The organism is Helicobacter pylori, assembly GCF_900120335.1.
Classification (GTDB): Bacteria; Campylobacterota; Campylobacteria; order Campylobacterales; family Helicobacteraceae; genus Helicobacter; species Helicobacter pylori_BU.
Genome location: NZ_LT635477.1, coordinates 932,299 through 953,083 on the forward strand (window position 1 = coordinate 932,299; position 20,785 = coordinate 953,083).

General features: G+C 39.3%; 14 protein-coding genes and 2 pseudogenes. 6 read left to right on the forward strand and 10 right to left on the reverse strand.

All coding sequences use genetic code 11. From position 1 onward, the window contains the following. Positions 1 to 147: 147 nt before the first annotated feature. Positions 148 to 1,044 carry a CDP-diacylglycerol diphosphatase gene (gene cdh, locus CS889_RS04580; protein WP_172825115.1) on the reverse strand — a complete coding sequence of 299 codons (897 nt, stop codon included), beginning with the start codon at positions 1,042 to 1,044 and terminating at the stop codon, positions 148 to 150. A gap of 114 nt (positions 1,045 to 1,158) precedes the next feature. On the opposite strand from cdh, the gene CS889_RS04590 reads away from it, so the two are divergent. After that, positions 1,159 to 1,488: a zinc ribbon domain-containing protein YjdM gene (locus CS889_RS04590; RefSeq protein ID WP_001153379.1), complete on the forward strand. Its 330-nt coding sequence runs from the start codon at positions 1,159 to 1,161 to the stop codon at positions 1,486 to 1,488. A gap of 52 nt (positions 1,489 to 1,540) precedes the next feature. Here CS889_RS04590 and CS889_RS04595 read toward each other — a convergent pair whose 3' ends face one another. From CS889_RS04595 to CS889_RS04605, 3 genes are all read right to left on the reverse strand, one after another. After that, a complete protein-coding gene (locus CS889_RS04595; protein WP_001206520.1) occupies positions 1,541 to 1,756 on the reverse strand; it encodes a hypothetical protein in 216 nt (71 codons plus the stop codon). A gap of 83 nt (positions 1,757 to 1,839) precedes the next feature. Continuing rightward, positions 1,840 to 2,718, reverse strand: a complete 879-nt coding sequence (locus CS889_RS04600) for a twin-arginine translocation signal domain-containing protein (protein WP_089086977.1) — start codon at positions 2,716 to 2,718, stop codon at positions 1,840 to 1,842. A 150-nt stretch (positions 2,719 to 2,868) separates the two neighbouring features. Next, the gene (locus tag CS889_RS04605) at positions 2,869 to 4,386 is read right to left on the reverse strand and encodes a catalase (RefSeq protein ID WP_089086978.1); all 1,518 of its coding nucleotides are present in this window, start codon (positions 4,384 to 4,386) and stop codon (positions 2,869 to 2,871) included. Positions 4,387 to 4,707: 321 nt separating this feature from the next. On the opposite strand from CS889_RS04605, the gene CS889_RS04610 reads away from it, so the two are divergent. Next, positions 4,708 to 7,083 (forward strand): TonB-dependent receptor, encoded by a 2,376-nt coding sequence (locus tag CS889_RS04610; RefSeq protein ID WP_089086979.1) that lies wholly within the window; start codon positions 4,708 to 4,710, stop codon positions 7,081 to 7,083. Here the strand turns inward: CS889_RS04610 and ruvC are convergent, their stop codons facing one another. Next, positions 7,084 to 7,557, reverse strand: coding sequence for a crossover junction endodeoxyribonuclease RuvC (gene ruvC, locus CS889_RS04615; protein WP_001221155.1), 474 nt, complete (start codon positions 7,555 to 7,557; stop codon positions 7,084 to 7,086). It abuts the gene before it with no gap. A gap of 130 nt (positions 7,558 to 7,687) precedes the next feature. Between ruvC and CS889_RS04620 the strand changes: the two genes are divergently transcribed. Then, positions 7,688 to 8,416 carry an NYN domain-containing protein gene (locus CS889_RS04620; protein WP_099167478.1) on the forward strand — a complete coding sequence of 243 codons (729 nt, stop codon included), beginning with the start codon at positions 7,688 to 7,690 and terminating at the stop codon, positions 8,414 to 8,416. A gap of 688 nt (positions 8,417 to 9,104) precedes the next feature. Here CS889_RS04620 and CS889_RS08470 read toward each other — a convergent pair. The 4 genes and pseudogenes from CS889_RS08470 to CS889_RS04640 all read right to left on the reverse strand — a co-directional run bounded on the left by CS889_RS08470 (position 9,105) and on the right by CS889_RS04640 (position 12,402). Beyond that, positions 9,105 to 9,309: pseudogene (locus tag CS889_RS08470) on the reverse strand (hypothetical protein). A 201-nt stretch (positions 9,310 to 9,510) separates the two neighbouring features. Next, a pseudogene (locus tag CS889_RS04630) lies at positions 9,511 to 9,954 on the reverse strand (DUF3519 domain-containing protein); the annotation flags it as partial. A 27-nt stretch (positions 9,955 to 9,981) separates the two neighbouring features. Beyond that, a complete protein-coding gene (gene ruvA, locus CS889_RS04635) occupies positions 9,982 to 10,533 on the reverse strand; it encodes a Holliday junction branch migration protein RuvA (RefSeq protein ID WP_089086980.1) in 552 nt (183 codons plus the stop codon). A 24-nt stretch (positions 10,534 to 10,557) separates the two neighbouring features. After that, positions 10,558 to 12,402, reverse strand: coding sequence for a hypothetical protein (locus CS889_RS04640; RefSeq protein ID WP_089086981.1), 1,845 nt, complete (start codon positions 12,400 to 12,402; stop codon positions 10,558 to 10,560). A 92-nt stretch (positions 12,403 to 12,494) separates the two neighbouring features. Between CS889_RS04640 and murJ the strand changes: the two genes are divergently transcribed. The 3 genes from murJ (at position 12,495) to CS889_RS04655 (ending at position 19,506) form a co-directional block, all read left to right on the forward strand. Further along, the gene (murJ, locus tag CS889_RS04645; protein WP_089086982.1) at positions 12,495 to 13,955 is read left to right on the forward strand and encodes a murein biosynthesis integral membrane protein MurJ; all 1,461 of its coding nucleotides are present in this window, start codon (positions 12,495 to 12,497) and stop codon (positions 13,953 to 13,955) included. After that, entirely contained in the window at positions 13,956 to 15,353 is a 1,398-nt protein-coding gene (gene cysS / locus CS889_RS04650; RefSeq protein ID WP_089086983.1) for a cysteine--tRNA ligase, read from the forward strand. A 286-nt stretch (positions 15,354 to 15,639) separates the two neighbouring features. Beyond that, positions 15,640 to 19,506, forward strand: coding sequence for a vacuolating cyotoxin family protein (locus tag CS889_RS04655; RefSeq protein WP_089086984.1), 3,867 nt, complete (start codon positions 15,640 to 15,642; stop codon positions 19,504 to 19,506). Between the two features lie 127 nt (positions 19,507 to 19,633). Here the strand turns inward: CS889_RS04655 and CS889_RS04660 are convergent, their stop codons facing one another. Next, positions 19,634 to 20,752 carry a glycosyltransferase family 8 protein gene (locus CS889_RS04660; RefSeq protein ID WP_172951935.1) on the reverse strand — a complete coding sequence of 373 codons (1,119 nt, stop codon included), beginning with the start codon at positions 20,750 to 20,752 and terminating at the stop codon, positions 19,634 to 19,636. Between the last annotated feature and the right edge of the window lie 33 nt (positions 20,753 to 20,785).

Consider the following 20,785-nt stretch of genomic DNA (forward strand, 5'->3'; position numbering starts at 1 on the left):
GCTTTTTAGAATGATTGGTTGCGGATTTTAAAGTTTTATCAATCAAAAAAATCAGTCAAATTCACAAATAAATAGGGGGTTTTGTAACACCACCCCCCAATAACGCTTTTTAAAACTTATCGCTCAAATTTAAGAACCTAACTCGCTTTAGCGCAAAATCGCGCATTCATGATCTTGAATCTCTTCGGCTGAAGCGCGATTTAAAGTCAATGGGTTAAATTGTGTCGCTAGCAAGACAAAGGAGTTATCGCTCTGTTGCACCACCGCTAAGCCATAGTCCCCCATGCGTTTATGCGCGTTAGGCACTTCTTTAGCAAGCATGACAAACGGGCTTTTTTGCGCTAGTTCGCTCTCTGTTACCCGACGCGCCAAATATTTATGCCCGTTCAAGCCACCTGATAATGGCGACCAACGGCTGTTGATATTTTTTAGATGATTGTCCAGCTGTTTGCGCGCATCAAGGCTAATGCAAGAAATATGGATGTGAAAATGGTTTTGCGATCGCCCTTTGCTGGAGTTAATCGTCAAAGAGATCGCATAATCAGGAATGGGTTTTCCGTATTTTTTACTCATAAAATCGCGCGCTTGCCATGACAAGTAAAAAAAGTTAGGCGTAGAGGGATCAAGCAACAAAGGGTTTTCAATGCCACTAATGTGAGTCGTTGGCATCAACAAATATTGCAACGGGCCGTTAATATCTTTTAAAACCACATAGCCGGCGTCGGGTTTGACTTCTATGCATGGTGAAGGATTTTGATTTTTCTCATAATTGGGCAAACATTTCTCAAAAACAATCTTACGCAACACGTTTGGATCTTTAGCGTTTAAACTCATAACAGCGATAGCCATCAGCGCTAAAAAAAGAAAGCCCGCTTTTTTCATCTTTTTTGCTCCTTGTTTTTTGGTGGGAATTTTTACAAACCCTCTCGTTATTTTTCTACAATAGCGGTTAAAATCTTTAATCATTATGGTTATTTTAATGAATTTTGACTTATTTGCTCCATTTAGTAACCTATTTTTAAAAAAGGGCTTTTTGAATACCAACTACAAAAAACTTAAAAAGCGATCTTAGGGGGTTGATACTTATCAAGTTAAAGCGTTTTATAACCTTGATTTAGATAACATGGTAGCGATAACACCACGATAAGGATAATTATCATGCAAGATTTACCCCCATGCCCTAAATGCAACGACGCCTATACTTACCATGATGGCACGCAGTTCGTTTGCTCTAGCTGTTTGTATGAATGGAATGGAAATGAAGTTAGTAATGAAGAATTAATCGTTAAAGATTGCCATAATAATCTTTTACAAAATGGGGACTCGGTCATTCTCATTAAAGATTTAAAGGTTAAAGGTTCATCTTTGGTGCTTAAAAAAGGCACTAAAATCAAAAATATCAAGCTTGTCAATAGCGATCACAATGTGGATTGTAAAGTGGAAGGGCAGAGCCTGTCTTTAAAATCTGAATTCCTCAAAAAAGCTTAGGAAAATACAAAAGCTTAAGAAAAAACTTAGTGGCTTTTTAGACTTGTAAAAATCATTTTTTAGAAAAAATCAACTTATCCAACTTGAAAAAAATCACCGCTCCAATGGTTTGCCCCAAGAAAAGATTGAGCCACAACGGAAAATTGAAATAATAAAAAATCTCCATAAAAGGTAACATGACCAACGCGCTCAACATCCATCTAAGCCAATAAACCAAAAACAGCTTGGAAGCGTATTCTGTGCCAAGTTTCTTAAAAAATTCTCGCATAAAACAACCCTTTCAAATCCTTTTTGCAAACCCTCCTAAAAAGGAAAGCTCACCATTAAGGAAGATTCCTAAATCCCATGCCTTTAGACAGCACTATAGGTTACTCTTTTTTCAAATAACTTGCTCTCATAGTTATTCAAATCCCTACCATCTACAAGGGCAAAGGCATCGCCAAAAGTCGCCAACAAGGCAGTATCTAATTGCATGTCTTTATGGCGGTTCAACGGGATAAAGACTTCCTTGTGGTTATTTTGAAAATCAAATGCTAGAAATGAATCTTTCAAATACACTTCTACCCTAGAAGCGTTTTTCACCACGCTGTTTTGAGCCAATTTCAAGCCTTGCACTTCAGCGCTTTTAATCCCGCATGCATGGCATAAGGACACAAACATGCTCTCTTTTGAAATGGTTGCAAACCAAGGCAAACTATCTCGTTTAGGTAGATTTTCTTTACCCTCTAGAGCCTTTTGTCTCTTAGGCATATCATGCTTGATGAACGCATAAAAATTACGAACGCTTTCTTTAGGGGTTGCTCCCTTGAGCTGGTTGGCAATATTAGCCACGCTCGCATCGTCTCTTTCATAACGCCCCATTGCTACAAAATCGCTCGTTTCAAACAAACGCTCATTCAATTGATAGCTAGCGATCTCATAAGACAAATGGACTCGTTTTTTTTGAGCGCTTTTTAAAAAATCCACTTGCAAATAAGGCACTCCAAAATTGAGCATGCTTTCATAGCTAGCATGGTTGCCTTGTAAATGCACATTGCTCGCTACAACACTCGGCATGGGAATGAAAAGTGAAGTGTGTTCTGCAGAATCAAAATCAATGCTGTACTCAGCCTCTATTTTATATTTTTTTGCAACACTCCCTTGGCTTTCTTCTGCCTGCAAAATCTGTGCTCCTAAAACAGCACCTGTAGCGCCTAAAGCAGTCGTTTTAATAAAATCCCTTCGTTTCATAACTATAACTCTTTATTGTAATTTTTAAATTCGTTGAATGAATGAAAAAGTAGGACACACCACCAACCTTAAAGGACTGATGAGTATCCAAAAACCTAAATTTTGAAAGACAAAGCGTCCCTAAAAAATAAGAACGCTCAAAGAAAAGGGTTACTTTTTCTTTTTCATGTGATGCATATCTTTCATATGCATGTCTTTCATCATTTTTTGGTGTTTTTCAAGAGCTTTTTTAACTCCCTCAGCGTATTTGGGGTCAGCTTTCTTGAAATGCTCCAATTGTTTATCCACAATTTCCTTATGAGTAACATGAGCTAAAGACCCTCCAATAGTGTCATACAACCTTTCTTTTTCATCAGCTGGCAATGAGCGGTAGTAATCACCTGGTTGGGTGTAGTAATCGCTATCTTCAGCTCTGTAATCCCAATTCCACACTTCAAACTCTTTTTCAATATGAGCTAAGTTGAACTTAGGATCCCTAGCGCTCTTATCTTCTTTATAGCCAGGCAATGAGCTAGGCGTATAGTTTTGTAAAGAGCCGTAATATCCGTTTTGCATGTAACCATCTCTGCTAGAAGAGTGGAATGGGCATCTTGGCCTATTAACCGGTATCTGAGGATAATTAACCCCTAAGCGGTAGCGGTGTGTGTCCCCATAAGAGAACAAGCGCCCTTGCAACATCCTATCAGGGCTATAGCCAATTCCAGGAACGACATTAGCCGGAGTGAATGCCGCTTGTTCCACTTCTGCAAAATAGTTTTCAGGATTTTTATTCAACTCCACAATGCCCACTTCCATCAATGGATAATCTTGGAGATACCAGATTTTAGTGACATCAAACGGATGGAATCGATACTTCTTAGCGTCCTCTTCTGGCATCACTTGAATGCTCATTTTCCATTTTGGGAAATCCCCTCTAGCGATCGCATCGAATAAATCCCTTTGATTGGAATCCGGATCATATTTCCTAACTTCTGCGGCTTCTTCATTAGTCAAGTGCTTAACGCCTTGCATGGTTTCAAAGTGGAATTTCACCCAAAAGCGTTCGCCTTTAGCGTTGATAAGACTGAAAGTGTGGCTGCCAAAACCATCCATGTGGCGGAAAGATTTAGGGATACCTCTATCGCTCATAACCCATGTTACTTGATACAAGCTTTCAGGAACATTGCTCCAAAAATCCCACACCATGTCAGGGTTAGGCAAATTGGTTTGAGGATCTCGTTTTTGAGTGTGGATGAAATCAGGGAATTTGATCGCATCACGGATAAAGAAAACAGGTGTGTTGTTCCCTACTAAATCCCAGTTACCTTCTTCAGTGTAATATTTCATCGCAAAACCTCTTGGGTCTCTTACCGCATCCGCACTGCCTTTTTCACCAGCCACAGTGGAAAATCTGAAAAAGCATTCGGTTTTTTTGCCCACTTTAGAGAAAATTTTCGCTTTAGTGTATTTAGTGATGTCTTTAGTCACGGTAAAAGTGCCATAAGCCCCGCTTCCTTTAGCATGCACGACCCTTTCAGGGATTCTTTCTCTGTCAAACGCCGCTAACTTTTCCAAAAACCAAGTGCTTTGTAATAAAACAGGACCTCTAGGGCCAGCCGTAATCACATTGTTGTCATCCCAAACGGGAGCGCCAAAAGCAGTGGTTTGTTTCACATCTTTATTAACCATCTTTTTTCCTTATTATAATCTCAAATCTTCGTAATATGACACTAGGTCAATTACTTGTGGTGATTATTACATAATTTGTTATACAAAGACTAACAAGATTCAATTTCCTTAAAAAATCTTTTTTTTAAGAATAAAAAACCCCTTAAGTATTTCTATTCGTAACAATTAATAAAAATAAGAAAGATTAAAAACAAAATTTTATTTTTAATCTAGTTTTAATAATAATTATCATACTATTCTATCTCAATGTTTTAGCGGATTTTGTTTTTTTTTTTTTTGATTTTTATTTTTTGAATTTTTAAATTTAAGGAGAGTTGTTGGATGTTTTTAAGATCATACCCAAAGCTTAGATACGCTTTATGTTTACCCCTACTCACTGAGACTTGCTATAGTGAGGAACGCACTTTAAATAAGGTTACCACCCAAGCCAAAAGGATTTTCACTTATAACAATGAATTTAAGGTAACTTCTAAAGAATTGGATCAACGCCAAAGCAATGAAGTCAAAGACCTGTTTAGGACTAACCCTGATGTGAATGTGGGCGGAGGGAGCGTGATGGGGCAGAAAATCTATGTGAGAGGCATTGAAGACAGGCTTTTAAGGGTTACAGTGGATGGGGCTGCGCAAAATGGCAATATCTACCACCACCAAGGCAACACCGTGATTGACCCTGGCATGCTCAAAAGCGTGGAAGTGACTAAAGGCGCGGCGAATGCGAGCGCGGGGCCAGGAGCGATTGCGGGAGTGATTAAAATGGAGACTAAAGGAGCGGCTGATTTTATCCCTAGGGGGAAAAGTTATGCGGCTAGCGGGGCGGTGAGTTTTTATACCAATTTTGGGGACAGAGAGACTTTTAGATCGGCTTATCAAAGCGCGCATTTTGATATTATCGCTTACTACACGCACCAAAATATTTTCTATTATAGGAGCGGCGCTACAGCGATGAAAAACCTTTTCAAACCCACACAAGCCGATAAAGAGCCAGGAACCCCTAGCGAGCAAAACAACGCTTTGATTAAAATGAATGGCTATTTGAGCGACAGAGACACGCTCACTTTCAGCTGGAACATGACACGAGATAACGCCACACGCCCTTTAAGGAGTAACGCTATAGGGTTAGCCTATCCTTGTGAAGCCCCCTTTAGCCCTGATGGCGCTCAAGGGTGTCCTAATGTGCTAGATAGTTTCACAAGGTATTTGTATCACTCCATTAATAGCGCTAACAATCTTTCATTACAATACAAAAGGGAAGCGGGAAATTCTTTTGGCGACCCACGATTAGATTTTACCCTTTATACAAGCATCAGGAACGCTCAGTTTGATCCCCTATTTGATCCTAATGGCGTTTATGCTAAATTCCCCACTTCTTTAGCGAGCGCATGGGAAAGAGAAAATTACCCATGCGTTGAAGGCGGGTATTGCACCCCAAGCTTTTCTGATGTGGATAAACCAAGCTCACAACCTAGAAATCTGTTTTTAAACAACACCGGCTTAAACCTTAAAGTCGCGCATGTGATTGATGAAGCCACAGACAGCCTTTTTGAATACGGATTCAACTACCAAAATTTAAGCGTTTTTGACGCTCGTATCCCCAAATCAGAATTATACAGGCCTAATCAAGTCTATACTGATGATAAAGGGCAAAAACAAATCGCTTGCAGTCTTGTGGACAATAACCCCAATGACCCTACTTTATGCCAAAGAGGGAAAGCCAATGGGAATATTTATGGAGGCTACGTGCAAGCGAATTACTCGCCTCATAAAATCATCACTTTTGGAGCCGGGGTTAGGTGGGACGCATACACGCTTTATGATAAGGATTGGAACCACCGCTACACTCAAGGCTTTAGCCCTAGCGCGGCTCTTGTGATCAGCCCCATTGAGCCTTTATCTTTAAAAATCACTTATTCTCAAGTTACAAGGGGGGTGATGCCAGGAGATGGCGTGTACATGCGTCAAAACGATTTACGATACGCTAAAAATATCAAGCCTGAAGTGGGCTCTAACGCTGAATTTAATATTGACTATTCAAGCCAGTATTTTAGCGGGAGGGCTGCGGCGTTCTATCAAGCCTTAGATAATTTCATCTCACAATACGCGCAACGCTTGATTGTAACCAATTTGAGTCAAGCGATTCGCATTTATGGCTATGAAGTGGGTGGGACTTTCAGATACAAGGGCGTGAGTTTGAATGTGGGGATCTCGCGCACTTGGCCCACCACTAGGGGGTATTTAATGGCGGACAGCTATGAGCTTGCCGCAAGCACCGGTAATGTTTTTATCATTAAATTGGATTACACCATTCCAAAAACAGGGATCAATCTTGCTTGGCTTAGCCGCTTTGTTACTGGTTTAGATTATTGCGGGTTTGATATTTACTTGCCTGATTACGGGACGGCTGAGAAACCCAAAACCCCTACCGATTTAGCCAAATGCGGATCCCAATTGGGGTTAGTGCATATGCATAAACCGGGCTATGGCGTGAGTAATTTTTATATCAATTGGAGCCCTAAAACCAAAAGCCGCTGGAAGGGTTTGTTGCTTTCAGCCGTGTTTAATAATGTTTTCAACAAATTCTATGTGGATCAAACAAGCCCCTATGTCATGAGCCCAGATATGCCAGGCACTGACGCTGTTAAAAGAGCGATCGCAGAGCCTGGGTTTAATGCGCGTTTTGAAGTGGCTTACAAATGGTAGTTAGCGGGGCTTTAAGCGTTGTGCATGCGTGATAGCAACGGCTATCGCATCGCTAATATCCAAAGGCTTGATTTCGCTTGTGATATTAAGCAAGCGTTTGACCATAAAGGCCACTTGCTCTTTAGCGGCTTTCCCGTTACCGGTTAGGGCTTTTTTGACTTGTAGGGGCGTGTATTCGCTAAAATTACCGATCCTTTCTAAAATCTTTAAAGACAACGCCCCCCTGAATTGCGCGAGCTTGATCACGCTTTTTGGGTTATACCCAAAGAAAATATCTTCAATCGCTACCTCATTGACTTCGTAACGATCCAATAAGCAATCTAAGGCTTCTATCAAGTCTAAGATTTGTTCTTGCAAGCGTGTCGTGGTGATATTAATGAACCCGGCCGTGATTAAAGAAAGCTTGTTGGAAGCGTGAGAAATGATAGCATACCCGCATTTCCTGCTGCCTGGGTCTATTCCTAAAATACGCATCAATCATTCCTATTATTTAATTGCAAGGTTTAAAAATGCTATTATTATATCCATGTTTCTTGTTGGCGCAAAAATACAAGATTGCATTAAAAACTTTTAAAAGATTAGCCTATAAATAAGGGAGCAATAAATGAAAGCAAAAACAATCATACTAGTGGATTGGGAGAATTTCAGGCGCGATATTAAACAAACAAAATGCGTTAATTACAATATCGCTTTAGATGTGATCGTTACTATCAGAGCTTTTTTACTAGATGATGAATGGATCAGTCGTATTTACTTTTATACCACCCCACCCTTTGATTTTGAACATACGTTGTGGGATAAAAGGAACGACACCATCCAAAATGAAAAAAATCCGGGAACAGAAATGAAAATCTTCACCAGTAGCGACATTGAAGAAATCTTACAAAGCAGTGAAGCGACTAAATGGGAGAAGATTTATAGCGATGTGGAAAATTTCCAACACGATCTGGCTTCATTGGATCAAGTGGAATTGAGGTTAGGGAGGACTAAGTTAAACGCAATAAGAGTGGAGTTTGATGGGAGTTATAGGGCGTTATTAGAACAAAAACAGGTGGATATGCTCATGGGTCTTGACATTCAAAGAATAGCCTTTAAAAAAATAGCTGATAGGATTTTGATATTTTCAAAAGATACGGATCTAATCCCCGCGCTCAAATTAGCCAGAGATGAGGGGCTAAGGGTGGATATTGCCGATTTGTCTAACAGGCTGTCTCTTCTTAGCCAGGATTTGAAATACAATTCTGATAAAGTGAGGAAATTGAGCAGTAACGAAGTCAAAGACAAGCTTTTTTCCATCAGAGAAAACCTCACTAAAACCAATTTTGGGCCTTAAACTAAACCCTAAAAAGGGTTATTTCATTTTTATGAAGTTTAAAAAATCGTTTTTTAAAAGCTCAATTATTGGCGTTTGATCAGAACAAAGCCAGAATTTTAAAGGGGTTTTTTAGGCTTATTTTTCTCATACTGACTGGGTAAGCTCGGGTAGTTCGTTACTTCTTGCTTATTTTTTTGTGGTAGGATTGGGGTTATCAAGGTTTAGGGGATTAGTATCTTTCCCCTTGTAATTTGGTGCTAAAGGCGACTCAATTAGCCCATTCCTTGTTTTATCTGCTTCAAACTTTGTAATAACCCACTCACTCTTTAATCATTCGCCTTGTCCATTATTATTCTCGCTTTTTCTAGGATTTGGTTATAGCTTTCGCTCGTTTTCATTTCTTAACTCCCTTGACTTATTTAATTTTTTGTTTTATAGTTTCAATGGTAGCCCACTCATTGCTCTTTAGTATTTTTAGCTATCCTGCGGAATGAAAGAGTGGATAATGTCCGCCTTGTCAATCTCTGCTTTAACATCATTTTTTGTTTTCATTCATTCTCCTTGCGTTCTCCTTGAAAAGATTTAGGTCGTTATTTGACTTTGTTGGGGTTTTTATGGTAGCATTCTTACAGACATCGCTATAGGAACTCAACCTATGGTTGCCCCTTAGAGGGTTTGGTGTCTTGTGACGCTTTTCGTATTATCCTTAAAACTTTAATTTATACATTGTTTTTAAAACTAATCCATTTTCACTCCTTGACTTGTTAGATCTTTTTGTTGTAACATCAATTAATGGGTTAGAGAAATTTTCTAACCCACACTAAAAACGCTTTAAGTGTGCCAATAGACCCTGACACATAAGACGCAAGGGCTTGTGTATGGTCAAGGTGAGGTTTTTTAATGCTTTTCATTCCTTACTCCTTGTGTTTAATTTTTTATGTTAAAGTTCCAACGCATTAGCTTTATCAAATATGTCTAGTATGTCTAGCACTCAACTCATAACTGATGTTTAATCGCTATTTTTGAGATTTTGCTAATGTTCTTTTATAGATTAAACTATCCTTATAATTTTCTCTTGCTTTATACATTATTTTTAGCATTAGCTCATGCTTTTATGCTTGCATTTGTGTTAAGGGGCTTAAATTTTTAACTTCTGGTGTGGTTTGGTTATTTAATTCTGTATTTTTTAATAAATCCTCTTGACTTGTTAGCGGTTTTTGTGTAGGATTTTCTCTATTAAGGTTTGAGATGCTATAGTTGATGCCATCTCTGTAATCGTTGGAGAGTGTCGCAATGGTTTCTAACTCCCTTAAAACCTTATCATCCACTTCAAAACTTGTAATCATATAATGATTTTTTAGTTCGTTATCTCCCTTAAACTTACTTAAAATTACTTTTGAATTGTTTAAAATAATAGCCGCATAACCTGGTCTGTATTCTTCTTTTAATCCTTTTTGTATAATGTTAGGGATTTCCTTAAGTAGTTCGTTAGTCCCTTCTTTGGCTTGCTCTTTTGTTAGTCCTAACTTTTTGTATGGTTTCTCTCGGCGTTTTAATACATGCGCTAATCCAAAAACCTTTTTTTAAGAGCGCAGTTGTTGTAAGGCTTCTTTAATCGCTGCTTCTATGCTGAGATGGGGTTTTAGGGTTTTTAAAACTGGATTGATTTCAGCGCTTTTAAAGCCCAAACTCTCTAGGGCTAAAAAAACTTCATTGCGCACGGGTCTGTTTTCATCTTGAATGAAAAAGCCAATCAAATCCACCATGATCTTATCAGCGAGCTTTTTCCCTATACCTGGGACTTGTTGGAGTCTTTTGACTTCTTTGGTGGCGATAATGTTTTCAAATTCATTCGGCGAAAAGCTTGAAAGAATGGTTAAAGCGATACGCCCCCCTACCCCATTGATTTTCAAAAGCCTTTCAAAAAGGATTTTTTCGCTCTCTTCTAAAAACCCGTATAAAAGATGCGCGTCTTCTTTGATCACTTGTAAGATTTTCAAACGCACTTTTTGGCCCGCTTGAAGCAAAGCGGCCGTTCGCATAGAAACTTGCACCCCATAAACAACCCCTTGCACTTCTATATGCGCTTCTAAAGCGGAGATTTTTTCCACAACCCCTATCAAACCCACTATCATTTTATCCCTTTTTTATTTCTTGCTCTAGCCTTTTATAGCGCTTTTAGGGACTTTTTTGATTTTATGGTCTTCATAGATCACGTTCACGCTTTCATTATGGCTTAACATGGCACTCAAGTTGCTCACTTTAGGGTAATTGCGATGATAAATCACGATATTTTCTTGCTTGAAAGGGTTTTTAGTCGTAATGCTTGCATGCTGGAAGCTGTTTTCTATGCTGATGAGTTTGGCGTAACATTCGTTATTGATTTTTTGCAATTCTAGCATTTGAGCTTTTAAGATTTTCAAACGCTTTAGAGCAAACATAAACTCGCTATAAGCGTCTTTCACGCTTTCTTGTTGCATTAAAGAGCGTTTGATTTCTTCAGTGGCGTTTTTAAGCTTTTCCATGATGATTTGATTGTTTTTAACCAAATGGTTTAAGGACTGGTGCTGAGCGATAATTTTTTTAGATTTTACCCCTAAGGCATTGAGTTTTTGTTTGGCGTTTTTCAATTCTTCTTGGTTTTCTCGCCCCCCAAAAGCGTAAAAAATAAAGCGGTTTCCATTGCCATCCACCTCATCAATCCAACATTGCTTGGAAAAATACAGCTTGTTGTCGCTTTTGAGCTTTTCTAAAGCGATTTCTTTCGCATAGACCACGCTCCCCGCGCTCGCTTCCACTTTAACGCTATTGGCATACACTTTAGCGCGCTCTAAATACTTGCACTCAAACTCTTTAGCGTAGCACACCCCCTTATGGTTAGTGATACGCGCTTGATTGGCATAGACATAGCTTTCAGGGTGGATTTGCCCCTCTATAATAATTTCTTTAGCCACTAAGATCACATTCTTGCCCACATTGCCCTTGATGTTAATTACGCTCGCTTCTAAAATGAGGTTGGAATCGATCGCATCGCTCAATTCGTCTTTAGCTTGAATTTCTAAAGCTAACCCGCTCTCCACTCCCCCTAAAAGATTAGGCGTTTCAATGGATTTGATCCCGTTTTTAAAGATAAAATTTTGCTTAGAAACCAAACGCCCCTTTTCCATTTTAACCCCTTGTAAGGCTTTGGAGTAATACACTAAGGCGTTATTTTCTTCTCTCTCTTCAAAAGCGTTTTTGTCATGCCCTATGGGGGTGGGCGAATGGGCAACTTTAGGCAATTCAATATAAAGGCCTTTAAGGTTACGGCCGTCTCTGCCTTGTTTGGGGCAATTCACGCAAGCGACTTTTTGGTTTTCTTTAGCGATATAATAATTCTCTTTAACAAAAGATTCTTCTTGATCGCTTAAAGGAATGGTATGCGTTGGAAGGTATTCTTCTTCTAGTAAAAAATGGGATTGTTCTTCAATATTAGGGATAAAGGTTAAAGAAGCGTATAAAACAAAGCGCTTGTTTTGGGCTTCTTTTTGATATTTTCTTAACTCTGTTTTTAAATTTTCATACATTTGTGAAAAATGCCTAAACACCACGCCCTCAAAAGCCAAACGCTCTTTAATATACGCAAACATTTCTTGGTAATGCTCTTCAGTGTCTAGGACAATAAAGCACTCGTCTAAAATAATTTCTATTTTGCTTAAATCTTCATCCACTTGCACTTCAAAAAAGCGTTTGTAAGCGTTTGATTTGATTTTAATGTCGTGGGTTTGATAAAGGGTTAGCTCTTTTTTTTCATAGTATTCCTCTTCTTCTAATTGCTGCAATTCCCCACCAAAAGCCTCGCTAAAATCGTCTTTAGCGCTGTTTTTGATAAAAATAGAAGTTTTTAAAATCTCAAACCACAGATCTTCTGTTTGTAATTTATTTTCAGCGGCCGCTTTTTTTAATTCCTTTTGAATGTCTTTGCAACGCTCAACTTTTATAGGGGCAAAACGCTCCAAGCTCATTTTTTAATCCTTAAATGGTATAATATAAGAATTTGAAAAAAGGAATATGCTAACAAAAAAACACTGAAAATTAGGTAATAAATACAACTAGTATGCTAAAAAAAATATTTTTAACCAATAGCTTAGGGATTTTATGCTCTAGGATTTTTGGCTTTTTACGGGATTTGATGATGGCTAATATCCTAGGGGCCGGGGTGTATAGCGATATTTTCTTTGTGGCTTTCAAATTGCCTAATCTATTCAGGCGTATTTTTGCGGAGGGCTCTTTTTCTCAAAGTTTTTTACCAAGCTTCATACGAAGTTCCATTAAAGGGAGCTTTGCGAGTTTGGTGGGGCTTATTTTTTGCAGCGTTTTATTCATGTGGTGCTTATTAGTAGCGCTCAATCCCTTATGGCTAACCAAACTCCTCGCTTACGGCTTTGATGAAGAGACGCTCAAATTATGCGCCCCTATTGTAGCGATCAATTTTTGGTATCTTTTATTGGTGTTTATCACCACTTTTTTAGGCGCGCTTTTACAATACAAACACAGCTTTTTTGCCAGCGCTTATAGCGCAAGCTTGCTCAATGCATGCATGATTTTAGCCCTTTTCATTTCTAAAGAAAAAACGCATTTAGAAGCGTTGTATTATTTGAGCTACGGCGTGCTTTTAGGGGGCGTGGCTCAAATTTTATTACACTTTTATCCTTTAATGGAATTAGGCTTATGGGATTTATTGTCTAAAGGGTTGTTGGGTTTTAAGACTAAAAACGCAAACAAAAAAGAATATCGTTTGGATAGGGTTAAAAGGGATCTGAAAGGGTTTTTCAAGCAGTTTTTCCCTAGCGTTTTAGGCAATTCTAGCGCTCAGATCGCCTCTTTTTTAGACACCACGATCGCCTCTTTTTTAGCGAGCGGGAGCGTGTCTTATTTGTATTACGCTAACAGAGTCTTCCAACTCCCCTTAGCCTTATTTGCTATCGCTATCTCCACAGCCCTTTTCCCCAGCATTGCGATCGCGCTTAAAAACAATCAGCAAGATTTAGTCTTACAGCGCTTGCAAAAGGCGTGGTTTTTTTTGGTGGGGGTTTTGCTCTTTTGCAGCATTGGGGGGATCATGTTAAGCAAAGAAATCACCGAGCTTTTATTTGAAAGGGGGCAGTTTAGCCCTAAAGACACCTTAATCACTTCGCAAGTCTTTTCGCTCTATCTTTTAGGCTTGCTCCCTTTTGGACTAACTAAACTCTTTTCTTTATGGCTTTATGCGAAACTAGAGCAAAAAAAAGCGGCTAAAATCTCTTTAATTTCGCTTTTTTTAGGTTTGGTGGCTTCTTTGAGTTTAATGCCTTTGTTAGGGGTTTTAGGCTTGGCGTTAGCGAATAGTTTGAGCGGGCTGTTTTTATTTGTTTTAACGATAAAGGCGTTTGGCTTTCAACCATTCTTGGGTATAATCAAGAATTTAAAATCATGGCTTGTAATCCTTTTCCTCGCTTGCGTGGAAATCTTATTACTCTTAGCGTTCAAATCGTGGGTTACACATTTATATTTATTTTATTATTTTCAAGGTTTTTAAATGTTTATTTATGATACCAAATCAAAACAAAAAGTCCCTTTTGAGCCTTTAGTTAAAAATAAGGCGAATATTTATGTGTGTGGACCTACGGTGTATGATGACGCTCATTTAGGGCATGCCAGGAGCGCGATTGCTTTTGATTTGTTGAGGCGCACGCTTGAATTGAGCGGCTATGAAGTGGTGCTAGTAAGGAATTTCACGGATATTGACGATAAGATCATCAACAAAGCCTTCAAAGAAAACAAAAGCATTCAGGAATTAAGCAGCATTTACATTGAATCTTACACGAGGGATTTGAACGCTTTGAACGTGAAACAACCCAGCCTAGAGCCTAAAGCGAGCGAGTATTTAGACGCTATGGTGCGCATGATTGAAACGCTTTTAGAAAAAAATTTCGCTTATAGAGTCTCTAATGGGGATATTTATTTAGACACGAGCAAGGATAAAGATTACGGCTCTTTGAGCATGCATAATAGCAGTGTGGAATTTAGCCGTATCGGTTTGGTGCAAGAAAAACGATTGGAGCAGGATTTTGTGTTGTGGAAAAGCTATAAGGGGGATAATGATGTGGGCTTTGATAGCCCTTTAGGCAAAGGGCGCCCTGGCTGGCATATAGAATGCTCTAGCATGGTTTTTGAAACTTTAGCGCTCGCTAACACCCCTTATCAAATTGACATCCATGCAGGCGGATCGGATTTGTTATTCCCCCACCATGAAAATGAAGCGTGCCAAACCCGTTGCGCCTTTGGCGTGGAGATCGCTAAATACTGGATGCACAATGGCTTTGTGAATATCAATAACGAAAAAATGTCTAAAAGTTTAGGGAATAGCTTTTTCATTAAAGACGCTCTCAAAAACTATGATGGCGAGATTTTGCGCAATTATTTATTGGGGGTGCATTACCGCTCTGTTTTGAATTTCAATGAAGAAGACTTGTTAGTGAGTAAAAAACGCTTGGATAAAATCTATCGTTTGAAACAGCGCGTTTTAGGGACTTTAGGAGGAATAAATCCAAATTTTAAAAAAGAAATTTTAGAATGCATGCAAGATGATTTAAACGTTTCCAAAGCGTTGAGCGTTTTAGAAAGCATGCTTTCTTCTACGAATGAAAAACTGGATCAAAACCCCAAAAACAAGGCTTTAAAGGGCGAAATTTTAGCGAATTTGAAATTCATAGAAGAACTGCTTGGAATCGGGTTTAAAGACCCTAGCGCGTATTTCCAATTGGGCGTGAGCGAGAGCGAAAAACAAGAAATTGAAAACAAGATAGAAGAAAGAAAACGCGCCAAAGAACAAAAAGATTTTTTAAAAGCCGATAGCATCAGAGAAGAGCTTTTACACCACAAAATCGCTTTGATGGACACCCCACAAGGCACGATTTGGGAGAAGCTTTTTTAAGCTTTTCAAATTTTACCTATTTACACATTCTAACCACAAATTCCAATGAGAAAAGTTTTTTAAACGCCTCCAATTTTACCTTTTTACATACTCTAACCACAAATTCTAGCAATATTGCTTTTTAATCTTGTTAAGTTTTATGTTTATTTACCTTAATTTGATAAAAGTTTAACATTGGTTGTAGATACTACATATTCACAACCTTAATCGTAAATGCAACAGAAATTTTCTAGTCTAAAGTCGCACCCTTTGTGCAAAAATCGTTTTACAAAAAGAAAGGAAGAAAATGGAATTACAACAAACACACCGCAAAATGAATCGCCCTTTAGTTTCTCTCGTTTTAGCAGGAGCGTTGATTAGCGCCATACCGCAAGAGAGTCATGCCGCCTTTTTCACGACCGTGATCATTCCAGCCATTGTTGGGGGTATCGCTACAGGCACCGCTGTAGGAACGGTCTCAGGGCTTCTTAGTTGGGGACTCAAACAGGCCGAAGAAGCGAATAAAACCCCAGATAAACCCGATAAAGTTTGGCGCATTCAAGCAGGAAAAGGCTTTAATGAATTCCCTAACAAGGAATACGACTTATACCAATCCCTTTTATCCAGTAAGATTGATGGAGGTTGGGACTGGGGGAACGCCGCTAGGCATTATTGGGTCAAAGGCGGGCAATGGAATAAGCTTGAAGTGGATATGAAAGACGCTGTAGGGACTTATAAACTATCAGGGCTTAGAAACTTTACTGGTGGGGATTTAGACGTGAATATGCAAAAAGCCACTTTACGCTTGGGCCAATTCAATGGCAATTCTTTCACAAGCTATAAGGATAGCGCTGATCGCACCACGAGAGTGGATTTTAACGCTAAAAATATCTCAATTGAAAATTTTGTAGAAATCAATAATCGTGTGGGTTCTGGAGCCGGGAGGAAAGCCAGCTCTACAGTTTTGACTTTGCAAGCTTCAGAAGGGATTACTAGCAGTAAAAATGCGGAAATTTCTCTTTATGATGGCGCCACGCTTAATTTGGCTTCAAACAGCGTTAAATTAAATGGTAATGTGTGGATGGGCCGTTTGCAATACGTGGGAGCGTATTTGGCCCCTTCATACAGCACGATCAACACTTCAAAAGTTCAAGGAGAAGTGGATTTTAACCATCTCACTGTGGGGGATCAAAACGCCGCTCAAGCAGGCATTATCGCTAGCAATAAGACTCATATTGGCACACTGGATTTGTGGCAAAGCGCTGGGTTAAACATTATCGCCCCTCCAGAAGGTGGTTACAAGGATAAACCTAATAATACCACTTCTCAAAGTGGCACTAAAAACGACAAGCAAAAGATCAGTCAAAATAACAATAGCAACACAGAGGTCATTAACCCACCCAATAACACGCAAAAAACAGAAACTGAACCCACGCAAGTCATTGATGGGCCTTTTGCGGGCGGCAAAGACACGGTTGTCAATATTGATCGCATCAACACTAAAGCCGATGGCACGATTAAAGTGGGAGGGTTTAAAGCTTCTCTTACCACCAATGCAGCTCATTTGAATATCGGCAAAGGCGGTGTCAATCTGTCCAATCAAGCGAGCGGGCGCACCCTTTTAGTGGAAAATCTAACCGGGAATATCACCGTTGATGGGCCTTTAAGGGTGAATAATCAAGTGGGTGGCTATGCTTTGGCAGGATCAAGTGCGAATTTTGAGTTTAAGGCTGGTGTGGATACTAAAAACGGCACAGCCACTTTCAATAACGATATTAGTCTGGGAAGATTTGTGAACTTAAAGGTGGATGCTCATACAGCTAATTTTAAAGGTATTGATACGGGTAATGGTGGTTTCAACACCTTGGATTTTAGTGGTGTTACAGACAAAGTCAATATCAACAAGCTCATCACAGCTTCCACTAATGTGGCCGTTAAAAACTTCAACATTAATGAATTGATTGTTAAAACCAATGGGATAAGTGTGGGGGAATACACTCATTTTAGCGAAGATATAGGCAGTCAATCGCGCATCAATACCGTGCGTTTGGAAACTGGCACTAGGTCAATCTTTTCTGGGGGTGTCAAATTTAAAAGCGGCGAAAAACTGGTTATCAATGAGTTTTACTATAGCCCTTGGAATTATTTTGACGCTAGAAATGTTAAAAATGTTGAAATCACCAGAAAATTCGCTTCTTCAACCCCAGAAAACCCTTGGGGCACATCAAAGCTCATGTTTAATAATCTAACCCTGGGTCAAAATGCGGTCATGGACTATAGTCAATTTTCAAATTTAACCATTCAGGGGGATTTTATCAACAATCAAGGCACTATCAACTATCTGGTCCGAGGTGGGAAAGTGGCAACCTTAAGCGTAGGCAATGCAGCAGCTATGATGTTTAATAATGATATAGACAGCGCGACCGGATTTTACAAACCGCTCATCAAGATTAACAGCGCTCAAGATCTCATTAAAAATACAGAGCATGTGTTAGTGAAAGCGAAAATCATTGGTTATGGTAATGTTTCTACAGGTACCAATGGCATTAGTAATGTTAATCTAGAAGAGCAATTCAAAGAGCGCCTAGCCCTTTATAACAACAATAACCGCATGGATACTTGTGTGGTGCGAAATACTGATGACATTAAAGCATGCGGTATGGCTATCGGCAATCAAAGCATGGTGAACAACCCTGACAATTACAAGTATCTTATCGGTAAGGCATGGAAAAATATAGGCATCAGTAAAACGGCTAACGGCTCTAAAATCTCGGTGTATTATTTAGGCAATTCTACGCCTACTGAGAATGGTGGCAATACCACCAACTTACCCACAAACACCACTAATAATGCGCGTTCTGCTAACTACGCCCTCGTGAAGAACGCTCCTTTCGCTCACAGCGCCACTCCTAATTTAGTCGCTATCAATCAGCATGATTTTGGCACTATTGAAAGCGTGTTTGAATTGGCTAACCGCTCTAAAGATATTGACACGCTTTATACTCATTCAGGCGCAAAAGGTAGGGATCTCTTACAAACCTTATTGATTGATAGCCATGATGCGGGTTATGCCAGACAAATGATTGATAACACAAGCACCGGTGAAATCACCAAGCAATTGAATGCGGCCACTGACGCTTTAAATAATGTAGCCAGTTTAGAGCATAAACAAAGCGGCTTACAAACCTTGAGCTTGAGCAATGCGATGATTTTAAATTCTCGTTTAGTCAATCTCTCCAGGAGACACACCAACCATATTAACTCGTTCGCTCAACGCTTACAAGCTTTAAAAGGCCAAAGATTCGCTTCTTTAGAGAGCGCGGCAGAAGTGTTGTATCAATTTGCCCCTAAATATGAAAAACCCACCAATGTTTGGGCTAACGCTATTGGGGGAGCGAGCTTGAATAGCGGCTCTAACGCTTCATTGTATGGCACAAGTGCGGGCGTAGATGCTTACCTTAATGGGGAAGTGGAAGCCATTGTGGGCGGGTTTGGAAGCTATGGTTATAGCTCTTTTAGTAATCAAGCGAACTCTCTTAACTCTGGGGCCAATAACACTAATTTTGGCGTGTATAGCCGTATTTTTGCTAACCAGCATGAATTTGACTTTGAAGCTCAAGGGGCGCTAGGGAGTGATCAATCAAGCTTGAATTTCAAAAGCGCTCTATTGCAAGATTTGAATCAAAGCTATCATTACTTAGCCTATAGTGCCACAACAAGAGCGAGCTATGGTTATGACTTCGCGTTTTTTAGGAACGCTTTAGTGTTAAAACCAAGCGTGGGCGTGAGCTATAACCATTTAGGCTCAACCAACTTTAAAAGCAATAGCCAATCACAAGTGGCTTTAAAAAATGGCGCGAGCAGTCAGCATTTATTCAACGCTAACGCTAATGTGGAAGCGCGTTATTATTATGGGGACACTTCATACTTCTATTTGCATGCGGGAGTTTTACAAGAGTTCGCTCACTTTGGATCGAATGATGTGGCGTCTTTAAACACCTTTAAAATCAATGCCGCTCGCAGTCCTTTAAGCACCTATGCAAGAGCGATGATGGGTGGGGAATTGCGATTAGCTAAAGAAGTGTTTTTGAATTTGGGCGTGGTTTATTTGCACAATTTGATTTCCAACGCAAGCCATTTCGCTTCCAATTTAGGAATGAGGTATAGTTTCTAATACCGATCTAAGTATTGCTCTTAAACCCATGCTCTGGCATGGGGTGCGATAGGTTTAAAAAGTATAATTGGAGGAGCGTATTAGCAAACCAACCCCAAATAAGGGTTAGCTTTCAAATAAATTCTGCTTAACGCAAACAAAAAGACTCTAGCTTTTTAAAAATCTTAAACAAAATGTATTGTATAAGAAATTTTTTATTCAGCTTGGTGTTTAAAAATTCAAAAAAACTCTTTTTGTTGTGGTCATTGAGTTCAGTAAAAGTTTCAATTTTACCCACTAAATTCTCAAAAACCAAAGATTCAAAAGAAGTTTTAAAAGCGACTTGGTGCCATTCTTTAGAATACGGGTAGCCAAAATGCTTCCAAGGCTTTTCATCAGCATAAAAATGCAACATGCAAACATCAGATTTTTTAGGTATCATTCTTGTCCCAACCATGCGTGGATGGACATTATACTTGCAAGGCATTTCTAAAATACACCCTTGACAAACAAGTACAAATAAATCTTGCTCTGGCAACAACAGCCCTTCATCTCTTGTTTTAAAAAAATCAATCAGCTTTTCTTCCAAATGACTCTCCCTCCACAACGCCAAATTGACCAGCATAAAACCTGCATTAAAAGGGTTTTCATATAGAATTCCCACTTCTTGAAAGCTCAGGCTTTTATGATTGAGTTTGACACCCATTCCCTTAGACCAATTGAGCCGAGATACAAACAAATCATTAGCGCTATGAATGTTAATCAATGAGAGGTCTTCTTTGGTCGCTCCAAAATACTCTCCATCCATAGGGATAAAAAAGCCCTCACTAATATCGCCCACAAACAAGGTATCCACATCAAACATGATTATTTTTTCGTATTGAGGGAAAATACTCGCTAGCAACAAACGGCATAAAATCATTTTAGAAAAACGCTTTTTAGCGAAAGGATTGAGTCTTAAGAAAAGTTGAGAAACCAATGTAAAAGGGTAAGCGTCATTCTTTGAAATATCACAAAATTCAATACCAGAAAACGCGCTAAAGGGGGCTATAGTCCGCTTTAATTTTTCTGCATTTTCAGCGCTCAAACTATCCACTAAACAATGGATTTGATAAAAGAGTTTTACCCCATCTCTTTCTCGCTTCGCGTTAAGAAGCATGGAATATAAACTCACACCCGCAGGGATGCAATAATTATTGTCAAAAGCGACTACTATAGGGATAGTTTGAAATGAGGGGGGGGGGGTAACAGATGCGCTAATTTTCACATAAACTCCTTGAAAATAAAAATAAACGAAACA

Coding starts and splice junctions, on each gene's coding strand:
- CS889_RS04590 (WP_001153379.1), top strand. CDS start 1,159: ATGCAAGATTTACCCCCATGCCCTAAATGCAACGACGCCTATACTTAC.
- CS889_RS04600 (WP_089086977.1), bottom strand. CDS start 2,718: ATGAAACGAAGGGATTTTATTAAAACGACTGCTTTAGGCGCTACAGGT.
- CS889_RS04655 (WP_089086984.1), top strand. CDS start 15,640: ATGGAATTACAACAAACACACCGCAAAATGAATCGCCCTTTAGTTTCT.
- CS889_RS04640 (WP_089086981.1), bottom strand. CDS start 12,402: ATGAGCTTGGAGCGTTTTGCCCCTATAAAAGTTGAGCGTTGCAAAGAC.
- CS889_RS04595 (WP_001206520.1), bottom strand. CDS start 1,756: ATGCGAGAATTTTTTAAGAAACTTGGCACAGAATACGCTTCCAAGCTG.
- ruvA (WP_089086980.1), bottom strand. CDS start 10,533: ATGATAGTGGGTTTGATAGGGGTTGTGGAAAAAATCTCCGCTTTAGAA.
- ruvC (WP_001221155.1), bottom strand. CDS start 7,557: ATGCGTATTTTAGGAATAGACCCAGGCAGCAGGAAATGCGGGTATGCT.
- CS889_RS04620 (WP_099167478.1), top strand. CDS start 7,688: ATGAAAGCAAAAACAATCATACTAGTGGATTGGGAGAATTTCAGGCGC.
- murJ (WP_089086982.1), top strand. CDS start 12,495: ATGCTAAAAAAAATATTTTTAACCAATAGCTTAGGGATTTTATGCTCT.
- CS889_RS04605 (WP_089086978.1), bottom strand. CDS start 4,386: ATGGTTAATAAAGATGTGAAACAAACCACTGCTTTTGGCGCTCCCGTT.
- CS889_RS04610 (WP_089086979.1), top strand. CDS start 4,708: ATGTTTTTAAGATCATACCCAAAGCTTAGATACGCTTTATGTTTACCC.
- cysS (WP_089086983.1), top strand. CDS start 13,956: ATGTTTATTTATGATACCAAATCAAAACAAAAAGTCCCTTTTGAGCCT.